The sequence below is a fragment of the Helicobacter sp. MIT 21-1697 genome, from assembly GCF_026241255.1.
In the GTDB taxonomy this organism is placed as follows: Bacteria; Campylobacterota; Campylobacteria; order Campylobacterales; family Helicobacteraceae; genus Helicobacter_C.
Genome location: NZ_JAPHNC010000002.1, coordinates 151,089 through 167,387, shown reverse-complemented (window position 1 = coordinate 167,387; position 16,299 = coordinate 151,089). Strand labels below are relative to the sequence as shown.

Below are 16,299 nucleotides of genomic sequence, written 5' to 3'. Positions count from 1 at the left end.
GGCAAGTGAATATGGAAGATTTTATCAAATTACACGATGTGCGAAAAACCTATGGCAAAGGAGAAAGTGCTTTTGAAGCACTCAAAGGTGTAGATTTAGTCATTGATAAAGGTGAGTTTGTGGCACTAATGGGACCAAGTGGCTCGGGCAAATCAAGTCTTGCAAACATACTTGGCACACTTGATATTGGGAGTAGCGGGGAATATTGGTTTTATGATGCGAATGTATTTGAACTCACGCATAATCAGCGCGCACTTTTGCGCCGCAATTATATTGGTTTTATTTTTCAAGGTTTTAATCTTTTAGCACGTACAACCGCATTAGAAAATGTGGAATTACCCCTTATGTATCGTGGCATTAAAAAGGCGGAGCGCGAAGAAATTGCACTCAAAGCACTTGATAAGGTTGGCTTAAAAAATTGGGCTTCACATACAAGTGCAAAATTGAGCGGTGGGCAGCAGCAACGCGTAGCTATTGCGCGTGCGATCGCTTCAGAACCGCTCTTTTTACTTGCTGATGAGCCAACAGGGAATCTTGACACAAAGCGAAGCATAGAAATTATGCAAATACTCCAGGAACTCAATCAAAGTTTGGGTATTACTATCCTTATGGTAACGCACGAGCCAGATATGGCAAAGTATGCGAGTAGGGAACTGCATTTTTTAGATGGACGATTAATGAGTGATTTCAAAGGATAGTCAATGATTTTTAATGCTTTTATTCTCGCACTGCGGCAAATTAAGCGCAATTTTTTACGCGCATTTCTTACAATGCTTGGCGTTATTATTGGTGTGGGTGCAGTTGTGGTAATGATTAGTCTAGGAAACGGCACGACTAAAATGATAAGCGATAGAATCTCCTCGCTTGGCAGCAATCTTTTGCTTGTGTTTCCTGCGCGTATAATGAATCCAAGTGGAGCAAATCTACGCCGAAATTTTAGTTTGCAAGAAGCGCAAAATCTCACTGCGCTTACACACGAATATATACAAGCTCTCGCACCTATTTCTCAAAGCTCGGTTACACTACAATATCAAGCCCAAAATACAGCCACTCAAGCACAAGGCATCAATGCAGCATTCTTTGAGGTAACACAATGGGACACAAGCGAGGGAAGAAGTTTTGAGGAAAACGAATATCGTGTAGGGAGTAATGTGTGTATGATAGGGCAATCCGTGCGCAAGAATCTCTTTAATGAAAGTAATCCATTGGGGCAGAGGATTCGCTTAAATACAATTGTGTGTGAATGTATCGGAGTGTTAGAATCTAAGGGGCAAGGAGGTATGGGAAATGACCAAGATGATGTGATTTTGCTTCCTTTAAAAACATTTTTGCGCTCTGTATCTGGGAGCAATACGCTTTTTTTTGTTAATCGGCTTATGCTGCGCGCAAAAGATGGGGTAGATTCTGAACAAATGCTTCCTGCCCTTACGACTGCGCTGCGTCAAGTGCGCAATGTGCGCTCGGGTGATAGGGATTCTTTTGAGATTATGGATACAAAACAGATTGCAGAAACACTTACTTCAGCTACAAAAAGACTTACTGCATTTTTAGGCTTGATTGCTGGAGTAAGCTTGGTTGTGGGGGGAATTGGCATTATGAATATTATGCTCGTTTCTGTAACAGAGCGCACCAAAGAAATCGGCACGCGTATGGCTATTGGAGCACTGCAGAGTGAGGTGCTTTTGCAATTTTTAATAGAATCTATCACTCTAAGCTCGTTTGGTGGGATAATCGGTATTATTTGGGCATTTTTTGCTTCATTGAGTTTAAGTTATTATATGGAGATTCCCTTTATTTTTGATATTCCAACAGCCATTATTGCTTTTTTATTTTCGGCTTTTATTGGTGTGCTCTTTGGGTATCTCCCCGCTAGACGCGCCTCAAGGCTTAATCCCATTGACGCATTGCGCCACGAATAATGAAGTAGATTCTATGGCAATTTGAGAATCTTTACCTTGCGTAAAGCTGCATAATAACAAAAATAATATCATTTTGACAAAACGTGAGTCTAGCAGCTTTTGCCATTTTGCCCCTTATGCAAGCCAAGAAATATCATTTTTTGGCAATCAAAGTGCCAAAATTCACCCACTTAAAAAGCACTTCAATCCCACTAAAACCTATGTCTTTAAGCATTGCAATATTTTCTTCAAGACTAAAAGGCACAAGCACATTTTCTAATGCTTCGCGTTTTTTACTGATTTCACTTTTGGTGTAGCCTTGCTCTTTTTTATAGCGCACATATCGCTCTATCATTTGTCTATCAAGGATTCTATGAGAAGAAGTCATCTTTTCGCTCACAATCAAAATCCCATCATTAGAAAGCGTGTTATAAATTTTTTGCAAAAGAGCAGGGCGCTGCATTGGACGAATAAATTGCAAACTATAATTAGCAATCACTATATCAGAGTGCAAAAAATCATACTCAAGCAAGTCTGTGCAGACAAAATTAATCTTTGCATTATAGGCTTGAGCCTTAAGTGAGGCTTTATCAATCATCGCTTGAGAACTATCAATACCTATAAATTGCGTGTGTGGCGGTAAGGCTTGAGAGAGGGTTAAAAGTGTCGTTCCCGTAGAGCTTCCCAAATCATATACAAGAGGATTAGTGCTTTTAGAAGATTCTAAAGCATAGGAGCAAAAATCCACTATCAAACCCAAAACCTCCTTATAATGCGGAATTGAACGCTCAAGCATATCATCAAAGACACTTGCGACTTGTGCATCAAATTCAAATTGTTTGCCTATATCTTGTTTAAAGATTCTATCTTTCATTCAATATTCACTCTCGCCACAGCTTAGAATCTAGCTTAGTTGTGCCATTCCCTCAATCGGAGAGCTTGCACTTGCATAGGCTTTGCGTGGTATGCGTCCAGCCAGATAACTCAATCTCCCAGCTTTTACAGCATATTTCATTGCCTCTGCCATTACCACAGGGTTTTGCGCTTGAGCGATTGCCGTATTTGTTAAAACTGCATCAGCTCCTAGCTCCATAGCAATACTTGCATCGCTCGCACAGCCTACGCCTGCATCAACAATCACAGGCACTTTTACCGCTTCTTTGATAAAAGCAATATTATAGCGGTTTTGGATTCCAAGTCCGCTCCCAATAGGCGCGGCAAGAGGCATAATCGCACTTGCTCCTGCATTTTCAAGTCGCTTTGCCATAATAGGGTCATCATTAGTATAGGCTAACACACAAAAGCCCTCTTTTGCAAGAATCTCTGTGGCTTCTAAACTCTCCATAACATCAGGGTAGAGTGTTTTATCTGTATCGCCTATGATTTCAAGTTTTATAAAATCAATGCCTGTGGCTTCTTTGACAAGGCGAAAAAGCGTGATTGCTTCTTTGGCATTTACACACCCAGCAGAATTGGGCAAAAACTCAATCTTTGTGTCTTTAAAAGTTTCAAGAAGATTCTCACTTTTGTTATCCATAATATTTACACGCCGAACAGCAACGGTGATGATTTCTGCGCCACTTGCTAGAGTCGCTTCTTTGGTGATAGCAAAGTCTTTGTATTTCCCACTCCCAACAATGAGGCGCGATGTAAAAGTATGTGAGCCAATCTTGAGAGTATCATTACTATGATTCATTTCTGTATCCTTTTATGAGATTGCAAGGTTGTAATGCCTTCAAGAAGTGCGCTTGGTATCAATGCGTAATTTGCAATGTGTTTTATAACTTCCCTTGCTGCAAGTGTATGGGCAAGTGAGCCTTGCAATGCAGAATCTAAACCGCTATATCCTTGTGCTAAAAGCGCACCAATAAGTCCGCTTAAAACATCGCCACTCCCGCCCTTTGCAAGTGCATTGATACCAAGCGGATTAATATAAACCTCTTGTGCCTTTGCTATGAAAACATTTGCACCCTTTAGCACAAGGGTAGTATGTGGATATTTTTGAGTGAAATTCAGCATAGATTCAATGCGTTTTTGAGGGTTATATTCACCCAAATCACAATATTTAAGCAATGCTCCAAATTCTTTTGGGTGTGGCGTTAAGATAATCTCACGCGAAAAATCTAAAGTTTGTTGGTTTAAACTTTTATCAAGAAAAGTCTTAATCATCGGCGTATGAAAGCAATCCGCGTCAATCACGCAGGGTAGGGGGCTTTCACATAAAGTTTCTAAAACTTTTGCGCTTTTATCTATGCCTAACCCCATACCTAGAGCGATAGCACTTGCCTTTGCAGGTAGATTCTGCTCTTGCATAATTTCTGGAGGCACGAATCTTTCCTCATCTACAATAAGGCTCACAAGCCCTACACCAAAGCTTAAAGCGCTCTGTGCGCTCAGGATACTCGCACCTACTTTTTCTCCGCTAAAAACTGCTAAAAATCCATAATCCCCTTTATGCACATTTGCTCTCACGCGTTGTGGTAATGCTAAATCAGAAGATTCTAGCATTTTAAGATTAGAACTTACTTCATAATGGCTCGCACTTAAACCGAGCTTACCAATACGCAATTCTCCCACATAATCTTTTGCTCTATCACTAAGACATACAAGGTTTATCGCTCCCATACATAGGGTGTAATCTGCTTTGAAAACAAAACCCTCATCTTTATCACTTAGCCCACTTGGCACATCACAAGCAATACTTAAACGAGCATTTTTGTTTGCTAAAGAGAGAATCTCACTTACTTCACGCTCTAAGTTACCCTTTAAGCCACTGCCCACAACGCAATCTACCATTACATCGCAAGGCAGGATTTTTTTCACAAACTTCACTCCACACTCACAAGCACGTTCATATGCTTGAATACAAAGAGGTGATTTTGGTTCTTTTATTTGGTAAATTCTTACAGAATAATCCCCACTTAAACGCCTAGCGAGCGCATATCCATCGCCCCCATTATCACCACCACCACACAAAATAGTTATCACACTTCCCTTATGTGTTACAGAATCAATAAGAGATTCTAATGCACAAGCTGCATTTTCCATAAGGATTTCAGATGTGAGATGATATTTTTCACACGCTCTTTTATCCAAAAATGTTGTGCTTTGATAGATATTTTTCATAGGCTCACTCCTGCTTATGCTCCGTAGCGCGCACTTAAGGCAGCAACAATGACGCTTACCATATCATCTTCGGGTTTAGATTGAGGCGTGGGCATAAGCTCCTTAATTTTGTTTTCAATATAAGAAGTATCAAAATATCCGCGCCTAAAGTCTTTGTCATTGCAAATATTTATCAAAAATGGAATTGTTGTTTTCACGCCTTTAATTGTAAATTCATTCAAGGCGCGTGAGAGTTTATTTACAGCAAGATTATAGCTTGATGCTTTCACAATGAGCTTTGCCACCATAGAATCGTAAAAAGGTGGAATCACATAATCTTTGTAAATACAACTATCTATGCGCACAAAAGGTCCTAGAGCAGGGTAGTAGGTGGTGATTTTACCCGGATTTGGCACAAAATCATTCGCCACATCTTCGGCATTGATTCTTGCCTCAATGGCAAAACCTTGTGCGCGAATATCGTGCTGTGTGAGGTCTAAAATTTCCCCTTGTGCAATGCGAATTTGTCTCCCTATAAGGTCATAGCCTGTAATTTCTTCTGTAACGCCGTGTTCAACCTGTATGCGCGTATTCATCTCCATAAAGTAAAAAGTGTTATTTTCATCAAGCAAAAACTCAACCGTCCCAGCATTAGTATATTTTGCAGCTTTGGCTGCAGCTACTGCAGTCGCCCCCATTCTTCGGCGTAAATCTTCACTAATAAGCGGACTAGGAGCGATTTCAATAAGTTTTTGATGTCGTCTTTGTATGGAGCAATCACGCTCAAGCAAATGAATCACATTGCCATAATTATCTGCTAAGATTTGAAATTCAATATGTCTAGGATTGACAATATATTTTTCCATAAAAACATCATCATTTTTAAAAAACGCCATAGCCTCGCGTTTGCACGCATCAAAAGATTCTATTAAATCTTCTTTTCTCTCTACCACGCGTATGCCACGCCCACCTCCGCCACTACTTGCTTTGAGTATCACAGGATAGCCGATTTTTTGCGCAAGTTTAGCAATCTCACTCATAGAGTGCTTATTCAGTGGTTGAGTACCCGGTACAATGGGGATTCCATTCTTCTCCATAATGGCTCTTGCAGCATTTTTATCGCCCATTTTGGCAATAGTTACATCATCTGGTCCTATCCAAGTAATGCCTGCTTCTTTTACCTTTTTAGCAAATGCAGCATTTTCGCTTAAAAATCCATATCCGGGGTGAATTGCATCAACTTCTGCGCGCAATGCTACCTCAATAATCAAATCTGCATCAAGATAGCCTTTAAGCGGGTCATCGCTTATTTCATAAGATTCATCAGCCATTTTCACGTGCAAACAATCTCTATCAGCTCTAGCGTATATAGCTACACTTTTGATATGCAAATCTCTGCAAGCACGAATAATGCGCACTGCAATTTCACCACGATTAGCAATGAGAATCTTCTGAAACATCACGACCTCCTTTAGGTATAACTTTATAAATCCTACTCGCTCTTATAAGCTTTGATTGATTTATCTAAAATTGCTTGTGCAGCGGCTTTATCTTTATATTCTTTGACTTTTACCCATTTGTTTGGTTCTAATGTTTTGTAAGTTTCAAAGAAATTTTTAATTCGTTCAAGCGTGATTTGGGGCAAATCTGCTAAACTTTGAATCCCTTCAAATGAGGGGTCAATTTTAGAAATTGGCACGGCAATCAGTTTTTCGTCCATTCCGCTTTCATCTTCCATAATCAGCACTCCAATGAGCCGAGAGGCAATCATACTTCCTGCTTGAAGTGGATAAGTGTTGAGCACAAGCACATCAACAGGGTCGCCATCATCTGCAAGCGTATTGGGCACAAAGCCATAGTTTGCAGGATAAAACATCGCACCATACATTACTCTATCTACGACAACTAAACCGCTGTCCTTATCAACTTCATATTTGATATTTGAACCATAGGGAATCTCAATAATGACATTGATTTTATTTGGATTTTCACCCACTGATACTTTTGAAAGATTCATAATCACTCCTTTTTGCGCTTAAAAATTGTTAAATGAAGCGATTATACCAAAAGATTCTATTTTTCTAAAACGAAAGTGCAATTTGGAATTTTGTGCTAAAACCGGGTTCATAAAGAGGTGTATTGCCCGAATCCATTGAATAAAGCTCATTAAGTGGGGTGTAGGGATTAGCATAGGTTTTGTTTGTAATATTTAAAAATGCCAAGCGCAAACTCAAATACGATTTCACATCATAAGTAAAGTAAATATTATGCACATTGTAAGCCTTTTTGTTAATAGAGGCTAACTCCCCGCGATACATATTGTAGCCTTGATAGTCTATGCCTTCACTAAAGCGACTAAGCCATAGAATCTGAAATTGTGGTAATGCACTAAAAGGTCGTAATCCTGCACTTAGATAGTAACTCCTTCCACTCACTGCCATAAGCTCAAAGGTATCGGTAATCGTTTTATTGTTGTATGTGGGGAAGTTTTGTGCGACACCTAGATGCACATCAACAAAGCTAAAATCTAGCCCTATATTCGCCTCATAGCCGAGTATTCGGATAGCACTATCCATATTTTGACGCGAGAAGTTCTCGCTTCCGTGAACGGCGGTATTACTTGCATTATTGACATAAGTATTAATAAAGTTTTTAAGATATTGGTGATAAAGTGCAATATGTGCGCTAAAAAGGCTATTATCATAGTCCATATCAAATTCTGTATTGTGCATACCCTCTGCCTTGAGAGGCTTAATAGTTACGCTAGGGTCGGCAAGAATTGAGGCGTCCATAGGCATAACTCCTCGCGTGTTATAGTTTTGTGTGATTTTAAGGCTTAATTCATTTATAGGTGTATAAAGAAGTGAGACATAGGGACTAAATCCTTGTGTATTATGCGTTTTACTAACTTTATCTTCATATACAAAGCTATCATAACGCGAGCCTAGCTCAAGGCTTAAAGATTCTAAAAGATTGAAATTCGCACCGATAAAGCCCCCATAAATAGCAGTCTTTTCATATGCCCGATTGTTGTTTTTGAGACTTTCAGTAGTGAGATAGCGCTCCTTTGTGCTTATAAGCTGATAGTTTAGTCCATATTTGAGGGAATGCCTACTCTCACCAAAATAATGCTTCAAACTAATATCACTGCCTAAATTTGATAAAAGCAAATCTCTTGGGTCTTCGTGATCTCGAGATGAGTATATCCCTGTGGGAGAAAGCGATAAATTTTTGCGTGAATAAAAAGCATTCCAATGTAGATGAAAAGATTTGTTAAACAAATAGTCATACTGCGTGCTTACAGAATGGGCGAAAAGTTTGCTTGCGTAGAGTTGGGGTGAAGCGCCAAGTGTGAGGATATTTGCGGCATAGGGTGATACAGAATTGACATTATTAAAGTGATAATTCACATTGAATGAGTGATTTTCTTTTGGCAGAAATGTAAGCTTGAAAAGTGCGTTATGTGCCTTTGCAGGAGATGATGAGACTTTATTTCCATCACCCGAACGATAATAGGGCACATCATCAAAATTATAACTTGCTACTAACCCAAAATTCTCTTTTATCTTGCCATAGGTAGCAAGTGAAGTATCTACACCTTTATTTGTCTGCCCTCCAATATTAAAATGTGCTCCGTAGTTGCGATTTGCACCGAGCAAATCAAAGGCATTTTTTGTTGTGATATTTATCCCTCCTGCAAGCGCACCTGCACCATATTCTACATTTGCTAAACCTTTTTCTATCTCAATATTTTTTACAAGGAATGGGTCAAAGAAGAGATTGCCCTGATGATGAAGTAGATTCCCACTTTGTGTAATACCATCTATGCGCACACGAAACATTCTATCCTCAAAGCCACGAATATACAGCTTTTGTGCGATTTGTGAGCTACCGCCAACTTGAATCTCTGCATTTTTATTGAAAACCTCACGCAAATCCCTTGCTTGAGTATTGGCGATAAACTTGCTGTCAATGACGCTTACATTTGTGTGGCTGACTGCTTGGGCTGTAGTAACCAAAGGTGAGAGATTAACAGATTTTGAGGTATTGTATTCATCTGCTCGTGTCATATTTGTGAAAGTCATACTTGTAAGTGCAGGGATTAGGATTGTATGTGAGATACTTTTCATCATATAAGCCTTTTTGTATCGGGTTATGTGGATAAATATAACCCTTTATTTACATAATGATAACGATACTTATCTTACAATAAGTTTAAATATGTAAGGCTTAGTAGAATATAGTCCTATTGAGAATATTAAAACGAAAGTGCAATTTGGAATTTTGTGCTAAAACCGGGTTCATAAAGTGGCGTGTTGCCATTACCATTTGAATAAAGCTCATTAAGTGGGGTGTAGGGATTAGCATAGGTTTTGTTTGTAATATTTAAAAATGCCAAGCGCAAACTCAAATACGATTTCACATCATAAGTAAAGTAAATATTATGCACATTGTAAGCCTTTTTGTTAATAGAGGCTAACTCCCCGCGATACATATTGTAGCCTTGATAGTCTATGCCTTCACTAAAGCGACTAAGCCATAGAATCTGAAATTGTGGTAATGCACTAAAAGGTCGTAATCCTGCACTTAGATAGTAACTCCTTCCACTCACTGCCATAAGCTCAAAGGTATCGGTAATCGTTTTATTGTTGTATGTGGGGAAGTTTTGTGCGACACCTAGATGCACATCAACAAAGCTAAAATCTAGCCCTATATTCGCCTCATAGCCGAGTATTCGGATAGCACTATCCATATTTTGACGCGAGAAGTTCTCGCTTCCGTGAACGGCGGTATTACTTGCATTATTGACATAAGTATTAATAAAGTTTTTAAGATATTGGTGATAAAGTGCAATATGTGCGCTAAAAAGGCTATTATCATAGTCCATATCAAATTCTGTATTGTGCATACCCTCTGCTTTTAAGCGAGCAATCTTAACGTGAGGGTCATAAAGCAATGAAGCATCAAGTGGCATAACTCCTCGCGTGTTATAGTTTTGCGTGATTTTAAAGCTAAGCTCATTTGTAGGCGTGTAAAGAAGCGAAATATAAGGGCTTAATCCTTGCGTATTATGTTTGGCATTATATTTATCGCGGTAGGTAAAGACATCATAGCGCGAACCCACATCAAGGCTTAGAGATTCTAAAAAGTTAAAATTTGCTCCAATAAATCCGCCATAAATAGCGCCCAATTCGTGTCCTTGATTGTTTCTTCCTCTATCGTGTCCATCATTAAGATTATGTTCTTTGGTAGTGAGAAATTGATAGTTTAAGCCGTATTTAATATAATGTCTAGAGGGGCTAAAGTAATGTTTCAACATTATATCACTTCCGAAATTGTGTAGGCTCAAATTATGTGCTTTTTCGTGGTCGTGGGTGGTGCTAGCTGCTCCAATGGGGGAAAGTTTAAGATTCTTATAGGAATAAAAAGTATTCCACGATAAAGCAAAGTTATCAGCAGGTGCGTAGGCATATTGCGTACTTAGAGAATGTGAGAAGAGTGCATTATCATAAAGTTTGGGAGATTGCTCAAGAATCACATTTGCGCCATAGGGCGCTATGGCATTGACATTATTAAAATGATAGTTAAGATTAAGTGAGTGATTGGCATTAGGGAGGAAACTTAGTTTGAAAAGTGCGTTGTGTGAGCGCGTTTTAGAGGAGGGTACTTTATCACCATTACCCGCACGATAATAGGGCATATCATCAAAGCCATAGCTTACAAGCAACCCAAGATTCTCTGTAAGCTTACCATACGCAGCAAGGGCAGTATCTACGCCTTTGTTGCTTTGCCCTCCTAGCACAAAATGTGCTCCATAATTGCGCTTTTGTGAGAGTAAATCAAAGGCATTTTTTGTCGTGATATTTATCCCTCCTGCCAATGCTCCTGCACCATCTTCTGGCTTTGCCAAACCTTTTTCTATCTCAATGCTTTTAATCAAAAATGGGTCAATGAGGAGATTACCCTGATGATGAAAGAGATTCCCTCCTTGCGTAATTCCATCAAGTCTCACGCGAAACATTCTATCCTCAAAACCTCTTATGTAAAGTTTTTGAGCAATATTTGCGCCACCACCAACTTGTATTTCAGCATCTTTGGCAAAAATTTCGCGCAAATTGCTTGCTTGTGTATGGTTGAGAAAGGTATCGTCTATTACACTTACATTTGCATTGCTTATAGGGTGGGCTGCGGAAATAATGGGAGAGAGTTTCGTATGCGAGAAGCTTTCATCAGCAAAAAGTCCGATACCACACATTGATACAAAGCTAAAGCTCAAGAGAGGTGAGTTTTTAAAAATAGGAATTGTCATAGAAAAACCTTTATGGAAAATTAAAGTATGAAGCATATCACATTTTGTAAAATGTAGCAACACGTTTTATAAAATGTGATAGAATCTTTTTGAAATTATTGTTATACAATAAAATATCATTATGAGGAGTCTCTATGGAATGTCCTTATTGTAAGCATTCACTCACACAAAGCGAGGTTGTATCATTGCTCAAAAGCCTTGACAAAGCAAAAAAAGACTGCGAAGTGTGTCATAAGTCGTTTATTGGAAGTAAAAGTGCGAAAACTTGCTCAAGTGCTTGTCGTTCAAAAGCATATAGAATCCGCAAAACAGCACAGATTCATTAATATCAATAGAATGAAGTTTAAAATTTTGCACTATGGTGGAGCTGTGGGGAGTTGAACCCCAGTCCAAAAACTTGAGCCTCTTAGGCATCTACATGTTTAGTAGGCATTGCTTTCTTTTTGTGGCTATCCAACACCCCAAGATAGAATCCACAAGCAACCTTATTCTTTTCTTATGCTTTAGGTAAGCGCACAAGAGCATCTAGCAAAGATGACAGCTTAAGATTCTAGCTAGAATAGGGATTCTTAAGCCGACTCCAAAAGTGTGATAAACTTACGCCACTTTTGCGTAAGCTGGAGCGTAATTTACGTTGTTTGCGTTTATTGATTGTGGCAGTTTTAGAGCTTACCAGCTCACATGCACCTAAGTCTCTTTGCTCCTGTCGAAAGCCAATCAGCCCCGTAAAATTCTGTATAGAGTTACATCTAACAGGGCGTGGATTATAATCTTTTTCATTATGTTTGTCAATGTTCTCATTGAGGCTTTTTATTAATAAAATGTATAAGCACTAAACTTCCTATAAAGCCAAAAATCGCACCTGCACATACTTGGGTTGGCGTGTGCCATAGGCTTAAAACACGAGCATAACCCACCATAGAGGCTAAAACTATAACAAATATGCCCCACTTTTTGCCCATATATCGCAATGCAAATGCTGCTGCAATAAATGCTGCTGTCGTATGCCCACTAGGAAATCCTTTAAACTCACCATTAATAGGGCGTTTTGCAATTTGGATAATATGCTCTACCCATAGAGAATCGGCATAATGATTTGCCATAAAAGAAAAAGTATATTTACACATAAATGCAATGCCTAAAATCACAACACTAATGAATATAAAGTGTTTTAAAAGTGTATATCGCTTTTGCACAAGCCATAAAAGCCCAAGAGGAAGAAGCATAAGACGAAAGACATCACTATACAATCTTGGTTCATACAGCCATAATCCCACAGCACACACAGCTATAATGCACATTGCAGCAAGATTGACTTTAGGGCTAGGGTGATGTAAAAGATTCATAAATTTTCCTGTTTGGTTATATTGTCCATAACGCTTACCACTTCTTGCAAACGCTCCTTGTCAAAATGCGTATAAATGCGACTTGTATTTAAATCAGCGTGTCCAAGTGCTTCTTGCACCATCACCAAATCGTGTTTTTGCTGATAGAGTAGAGTGGCAAAAGAATGCCTTAGCATATGTGCGCCATTTTTTTCTTTGCGGATTCCCGCTTGAGTAAGGATATTTTCTACATTTCTATAAATATAACTTTGTGTGAGAGGGTTTCCTTTTGTATTGCAAAAAAGCAAATCATTCTTAGGAGAAAAGCTCAAACGTTGTGTCAGCCAAGCATTGAGGAGGCTTTGGATATGAGATTGACGTATCATTACTACGCGGGGCTTATTGCCCTTACCCCGAATCTGCACAAGATAACAATCTTGAGTAGGAAAAATATCTTTACATCGCAGAGCAAGTGCCTCACTCACGCGTATGCCTGTATAAACAATAAGTTTGATGATAAGCTTATTACGCGCAGCGACTTTTTCACCAAGTTGAGCTTGTTCAATAGCTTGTAAAAATTGCTCTAATTCTTTTTGATTCAAAAATGCAGGAAGTTTTTGTCCGCTTTTACCCTGCAATGAACTCATTTTAAGTGTAATATCATATACATAAGATGTACCCTCGTTTTCATTTTGCTTATCAATATAGCCAAAAAAGCCTATAAGAGCAATGCGATAGTTTTTTTTGCTTGCAGTAGAAAGCGTGCTTGTTTCCACGCTTAGAAAATCGCTCAATATTTCCTCATCAATATCTTCCATTGAATGCAAAGTGCTTTGTGTAAGAAATGTATAAAGCTTAAGAAGTGGGGTAGCGTAGGTATTGATTCCTATCATACCTGCTTTTCGTGCTTTTTTGCAAATACTTTCTAATTCCTCTATGCTGCTTACCTTATCGTTGCTCAACATATCTATTGCCTCAAGAATCTTTACCTTATCATACACCTGATGATTAGATAAAGTCGTAAGTTTATAACGCACAAACCGCACCAACCAAAAAAGCAAAGAATATGAAAACTCATCTTTATAATTAAGGGGATATTTCATTTTATTTTCCTCTGTATCATTATCAATACTATACACTCTATAAGCAAATATAGGAGATATTGCTAAACAAACTTAAGAAAAGTTGCTTCATTAAGTTATGAAAATTGTAGTTTTCATACTTTTTATATTACTTCTTGTATTGTCCCCCTATTTGATATTAAAAGAGACTTTAAAGATATTTATGTTATAAATATTTGAAACATCAAGGAGGATTTTTTAAAAATGAAAAATATTTTACTTCCCCTTGCAAAGGGCTTTGAAGAAATTGAGTTAGTATCTGTGGCAGATATTTTGAGACGCGCAGGAGTGCGAGTGGTGATTGCTAGTCTTGACGCTCATAAACGCGTTTTGGGAGCGCATCATATTGTGATAGAAGCAGATTCTGCTTTGCCCGAGCTTGAAATGGATCATTTTGATGGTATTGTCCTTGCAGGAGGCTATAATGGTATGCAAAATCTCGCCAATAACGAGCTTATTAAATTATGGCTTACAACTTTCAAGCAAGAGCAAAAACTCATAGCGGCTATTTGCGCCTCCCCTATTGTGCTTGATAAGGCAGGAGTACTTGAGGGTGAATTTACCTGCTATCCGGGCTGTGAGAATGAAATGAGTATGCAAAATAAAACCAGAGCTGAAAGTGCAGTTATTAAAAATGGGAATATTATCACTTCAACTGGTCCTGCTACGGCAAATGTATTTGCCCTTGCTCTTGTGAAAGAGCTGTGCGGTCAAGCGCAAGCGCAAAAACTTTATGAAGAATTGCAAATGCCCTCTTTGAAAGCATATTTATAAAAGGAGTTATTCTATGTTTTATCTTTTGCAATTAAACGGGGGGGGGGCATATAATAGTCTTTTAAAATCTCTTTCTTCTTGCTTTTATCCTTATTATTTTTTGCTTTCTTTTCTTATATTTGCTTTTACTCTTTATATATGTTGTGAATCTACTTTTATCATTAAAGTCTCCTTATGAGAGGCTCTAAGACAATACGGATTCTAAAAAGAAAAGGTATAAGATTCGCTCTTGCTTATAGAATAAGAAAAGAAAAATATCAGACGAATTTATTAATACTCTACTCTTTGTTTTTTCAACTTAATAGTCCTCATAAATTACACATTTATAAGATTCTCAAAAGATTCCATATTCTAAACATTTATACCCCAACCCTAATTTTTATTGCCAAATATTATGAAGAGATTATTTCTTGGACAGAATCCATTGAATTTAAAACAAAATACTTAGATACTCACCACCCTTATCCCCCAATGCTAAATCCAAAACGACTAAACAGAGATTCTAACTCTCCCTATCCTAGCCTAAGCTATGAAAGTATCTCACCAAAGATTGCTTGGGATTTGAATCTACCACTGCCAAGGGAATATGATAGCATTTGGCTCTATAATAGCGGTTCGGGTGGCGAAGCAGTCCAAACTTTCTTTCATCTATGTGGCGTGGAGTTTTACACGATTTGTTGGAGAGTTAATGAATATAAAAGTGCTTTTTTATATTTATACAAAAGCTATTTGCAAGGCAAAAAGGTTATTTTCTCGCTCAATAATTGGCAAGAGGGGGCAGAAAAATTTGCTTCTCTTTTAGACAAGAAAGTGCCGATTTTTTGTATCGCTAGAGATCCTATTAGTCGCCTAAAAACAGGAGTAAATCATTTGACAGGTGAAAGTTGGAATGTGGATTCTTTTAGACATTTGACTTTAAAAAGTAAGATTTGCTTTCCTCCAATGTATTATCGTGGGGCATTAAACACAAAGCCCGATATAAATATCATCACTGAATCTAGTCATTTTACGCTTATGCCAAATGAATTTGGAAGCATTACCACAAGGCTAAATTGGCTCAAAAATGCTACTTCTGAAGTGATTTTTCTCCCCATAGATGAAATCAGTGGCAAAAAGACCTTTGAAACTTTTGTCAAATTATCCCATAAATTGCATTTTAATCCCCCTACAAATCCGCAAATATTTGAGGGAAAAATTAATAGATATGAGGGTTTATTAATGCTTCCTTGCGTATTGAGTGCCGATACAAAAGAAAACAATGAAAATGTGCTAGAAGCAGAGGTGAAAGTCATCATTACGACACAACAACTTACCCCAAATACTGATAAAGCCCTAGTAGATGTTACTTTATTTTTTAACATCAAAATGCCACAGGATAATGTAATACTTTATTCCAGCAAAGAGGATTTTGCGATTTTAAAAGCGAATGCACTTTTATGCTCTCACACAAAGACTTATTTGCAAGGATATATGAATGCACTAGAAAAATATATGCACAATATCAAGGCACATTTAATCAGCGAAAAGGATATATTGGCATATTTTGTAGAGAATCCAAGCATAGCGTTTGCCTTTGCAAAACAAATCCAAAAGGATATGACTTATATCAAACAACATCGCCCCGACATTATAGAATCGTGGAAGTATTTTAAGGAGTTTGAGAGATTGAACATTTTTTTGAGATTAAACCTCTCATAGATTCGTGGAATCTCGGCTATACTTTTCATATCCATAAACCTATTGATATGAATATCTCGGTAGAAACA

At 38.1% G+C, this 16,299-nt stretch carries 14 protein-coding genes and 1 other RNA gene; 5 read left to right on the top strand and 10 right to left on the bottom strand.

What is annotated here, in order from left to right; all coding sequences use genetic code 11:
* Positions 1-11: 11 nt before the first annotated feature.
* The gene (locus OQH61_RS02765; RefSeq protein WP_266025734.1) at positions 12-698 is read left to right on the top strand and encodes an ABC transporter ATP-binding protein; all 687 of its coding nucleotides are present in this window, start codon (positions 12-14) and stop codon (positions 696-698) included.
* 3 nt (positions 699-701) lie between these two features.
* Positions 702-1,919, top strand: coding sequence for an ABC transporter permease (locus tag OQH61_RS02760; RefSeq protein WP_266025733.1), 1,218 nt, complete (start codon positions 702-704; stop codon positions 1,917-1,919).
* Between the two features lie 133 nt (positions 1,920-2,052).
* On the opposite strand, the gene cmoA is transcribed toward OQH61_RS02760, so the two are convergent.
* The 7 genes from cmoA to OQH61_RS02725 all read right to left on the bottom strand — a co-directional run bounded on the left by cmoA (position 2,053) and on the right by OQH61_RS02725 (position 11,313).
* Entirely contained in the window at positions 2,053-2,772 is a 720-nt protein-coding gene (cmoA, locus tag OQH61_RS02755; protein WP_266025732.1) for a carboxy-S-adenosyl-L-methionine synthase CmoA, read from the bottom strand.
* A 30-nt stretch (positions 2,773-2,802) separates the two neighbouring features.
* On the bottom strand, positions 2,803-3,594 hold the full coding sequence (locus OQH61_RS02750; RefSeq protein ID WP_266025731.1) for a thiazole synthase: 792 nt from the start codon (positions 3,592-3,594) through the stop codon (positions 2,803-2,805).
* Complete coding sequence (locus tag OQH61_RS02745; protein WP_266025730.1) at positions 3,591-5,024, bottom strand: NAD(P)H-hydrate dehydratase; 1,434 nt, start codon at positions 5,022-5,024, stop codon at positions 3,591-3,593. Before OQH61_RS02745 ends, OQH61_RS02750 begins: the two co-directional genes overlap by 4 nt.
* A 14-nt stretch (positions 5,025-5,038) precedes the next feature.
* Positions 5,039-6,463 carry an acetyl-CoA carboxylase subunit A gene (locus OQH61_RS02740; protein WP_266025729.1) on the bottom strand — a complete coding sequence of 475 codons (1,425 nt, stop codon included), beginning with the start codon at positions 6,461-6,463 and terminating at the stop codon, positions 5,039-5,041.
* A 32-nt stretch (positions 6,464-6,495) separates the two neighbouring features.
* Complete coding sequence (gene ppa / locus OQH61_RS02735) at positions 6,496-7,020, bottom strand: inorganic diphosphatase (protein WP_266025728.1); 525 nt, start codon at positions 7,018-7,020, stop codon at positions 6,496-6,498.
* A 64-nt stretch (positions 7,021-7,084) separates the two neighbouring features.
* Positions 7,085-9,133, bottom strand: coding sequence for a TonB-dependent receptor plug domain-containing protein (locus OQH61_RS02730; RefSeq protein WP_266025726.1), 2,049 nt, complete (start codon positions 9,131-9,133; stop codon positions 7,085-7,087).
* A 128-nt stretch (positions 9,134-9,261) separates the two neighbouring features.
* Positions 9,262-11,313 (bottom strand): TonB-dependent receptor plug domain-containing protein, encoded by a 2,052-nt coding sequence (locus tag OQH61_RS02725; protein WP_266025724.1) that lies wholly within the window; start codon positions 11,311-11,313, stop codon positions 9,262-9,264.
* Positions 11,314-11,447: 134 nt separating this feature from the next.
* On the opposite strand from OQH61_RS02725, the gene OQH61_RS02720 reads away from it, so the two are divergent.
* Positions 11,448-11,639: a hypothetical protein gene (locus OQH61_RS02720; RefSeq protein WP_266025723.1), complete on the top strand. Its 192-nt coding sequence runs from the start codon at positions 11,448-11,450 to the stop codon at positions 11,637-11,639.
* 33 nt (positions 11,640-11,672) lie between these two features.
* Here the strand turns inward: OQH61_RS02720 and ssrA are convergent.
* The 3 genes from ssrA to OQH61_RS02705 form a co-directional block, all read right to left on the bottom strand.
* Positions 11,673-12,038: a transfer-messenger RNA gene (ssrA, locus tag OQH61_RS02715) on the bottom strand.
* A gap of 72 nt (positions 12,039-12,110) precedes the next feature.
* Complete coding sequence (locus tag OQH61_RS02710; protein WP_266025722.1) at positions 12,111-12,659, bottom strand: phosphatase PAP2 family protein; 549 nt, start codon at positions 12,657-12,659, stop codon at positions 12,111-12,113.
* Complete coding sequence (locus OQH61_RS02705) at positions 12,656-13,741, bottom strand: tyrosine-type recombinase/integrase (protein WP_266025721.1); 1,086 nt, start codon at positions 13,739-13,741, stop codon at positions 12,656-12,658. Before OQH61_RS02705 ends, OQH61_RS02710 begins: the two co-directional genes overlap by 4 nt.
* 222 nt (positions 13,742-13,963) lie before the next feature.
* On the opposite strand from OQH61_RS02705, the gene OQH61_RS02700 reads away from it, so the two are divergent.
* Together OQH61_RS02700 and OQH61_RS02695 are read left to right on the top strand one after the other, a co-directional pair.
* Positions 13,964-14,533, top strand: coding sequence for a DJ-1 family glyoxalase III (locus OQH61_RS02700; RefSeq protein ID WP_266025718.1), 570 nt, complete (start codon positions 13,964-13,966; stop codon positions 14,531-14,533).
* A gap of 174 nt (positions 14,534-14,707) precedes the next feature.
* A complete protein-coding gene (locus OQH61_RS02695) occupies positions 14,708-16,231 on the top strand; it encodes a DUF2972 domain-containing protein (protein ID WP_266025716.1) in 1,524 nt (507 codons plus the stop codon).
* The last annotated feature ends 68 nt before the right edge of the window (positions 16,232-16,299 follow it).

Coding starts and splice junctions, on each gene's coding strand:
- OQH61_RS02765 (WP_266025734.1), top strand. CDS start 12: ATGGAAGATTTTATCAAATTACACGATGTGCGAAAAACCTATGGCAAA.
- OQH61_RS02760 (WP_266025733.1), top strand. CDS start 702: ATGATTTTTAATGCTTTTATTCTCGCACTGCGGCAAATTAAGCGCAAT.
- cmoA (WP_266025732.1), bottom strand. CDS start 2,772: ATGAAAGATAGAATCTTTAAACAAGATATAGGCAAACAATTTGAATTT.
- OQH61_RS02750 (WP_266025731.1), bottom strand. CDS start 3,594: ATGAATCATAGTAATGATACTCTCAAGATTGGCTCACATACTTTTACA.
- OQH61_RS02745 (WP_266025730.1), bottom strand. CDS start 5,024: ATGAAAAATATCTATCAAAGCACAACATTTTTGGATAAAAGAGCGTGT.
- OQH61_RS02740 (WP_266025729.1), bottom strand. CDS start 6,463: ATGTTTCAGAAGATTCTCATTGCTAATCGTGGTGAAATTGCAGTGCGC.
- ppa (WP_266025728.1), bottom strand. CDS start 7,020: ATGAATCTTTCAAAAGTATCAGTGGGTGAAAATCCAAATAAAATCAAT.
- OQH61_RS02730 (WP_266025726.1), bottom strand. CDS start 9,133: ATGAAAAGTATCTCACATACAATCCTAATCCCTGCACTTACAAGTATG.
- OQH61_RS02725 (WP_266025724.1), bottom strand. CDS start 11,313: ATGACAATTCCTATTTTTAAAAACTCACCTCTCTTGAGCTTTAGCTTT.
- OQH61_RS02720 (WP_266025723.1), top strand. CDS start 11,448: ATGGAATGTCCTTATTGTAAGCATTCACTCACACAAAGCGAGGTTGTA.
- OQH61_RS02710 (WP_266025722.1), bottom strand. CDS start 12,659: ATGAATCTTTTACATCACCCTAGCCCTAAAGTCAATCTTGCTGCAATG.
- OQH61_RS02705 (WP_266025721.1), bottom strand. CDS start 13,741: ATGAAATATCCCCTTAATTATAAAGATGAGTTTTCATATTCTTTGCTT.
- OQH61_RS02700 (WP_266025718.1), top strand. CDS start 13,964: ATGAAAAATATTTTACTTCCCCTTGCAAAGGGCTTTGAAGAAATTGAG.
- OQH61_RS02695 (WP_266025716.1), top strand. CDS start 14,708: ATGAGAGGCTCTAAGACAATACGGATTCTAAAAAGAAAAGGTATAAGA.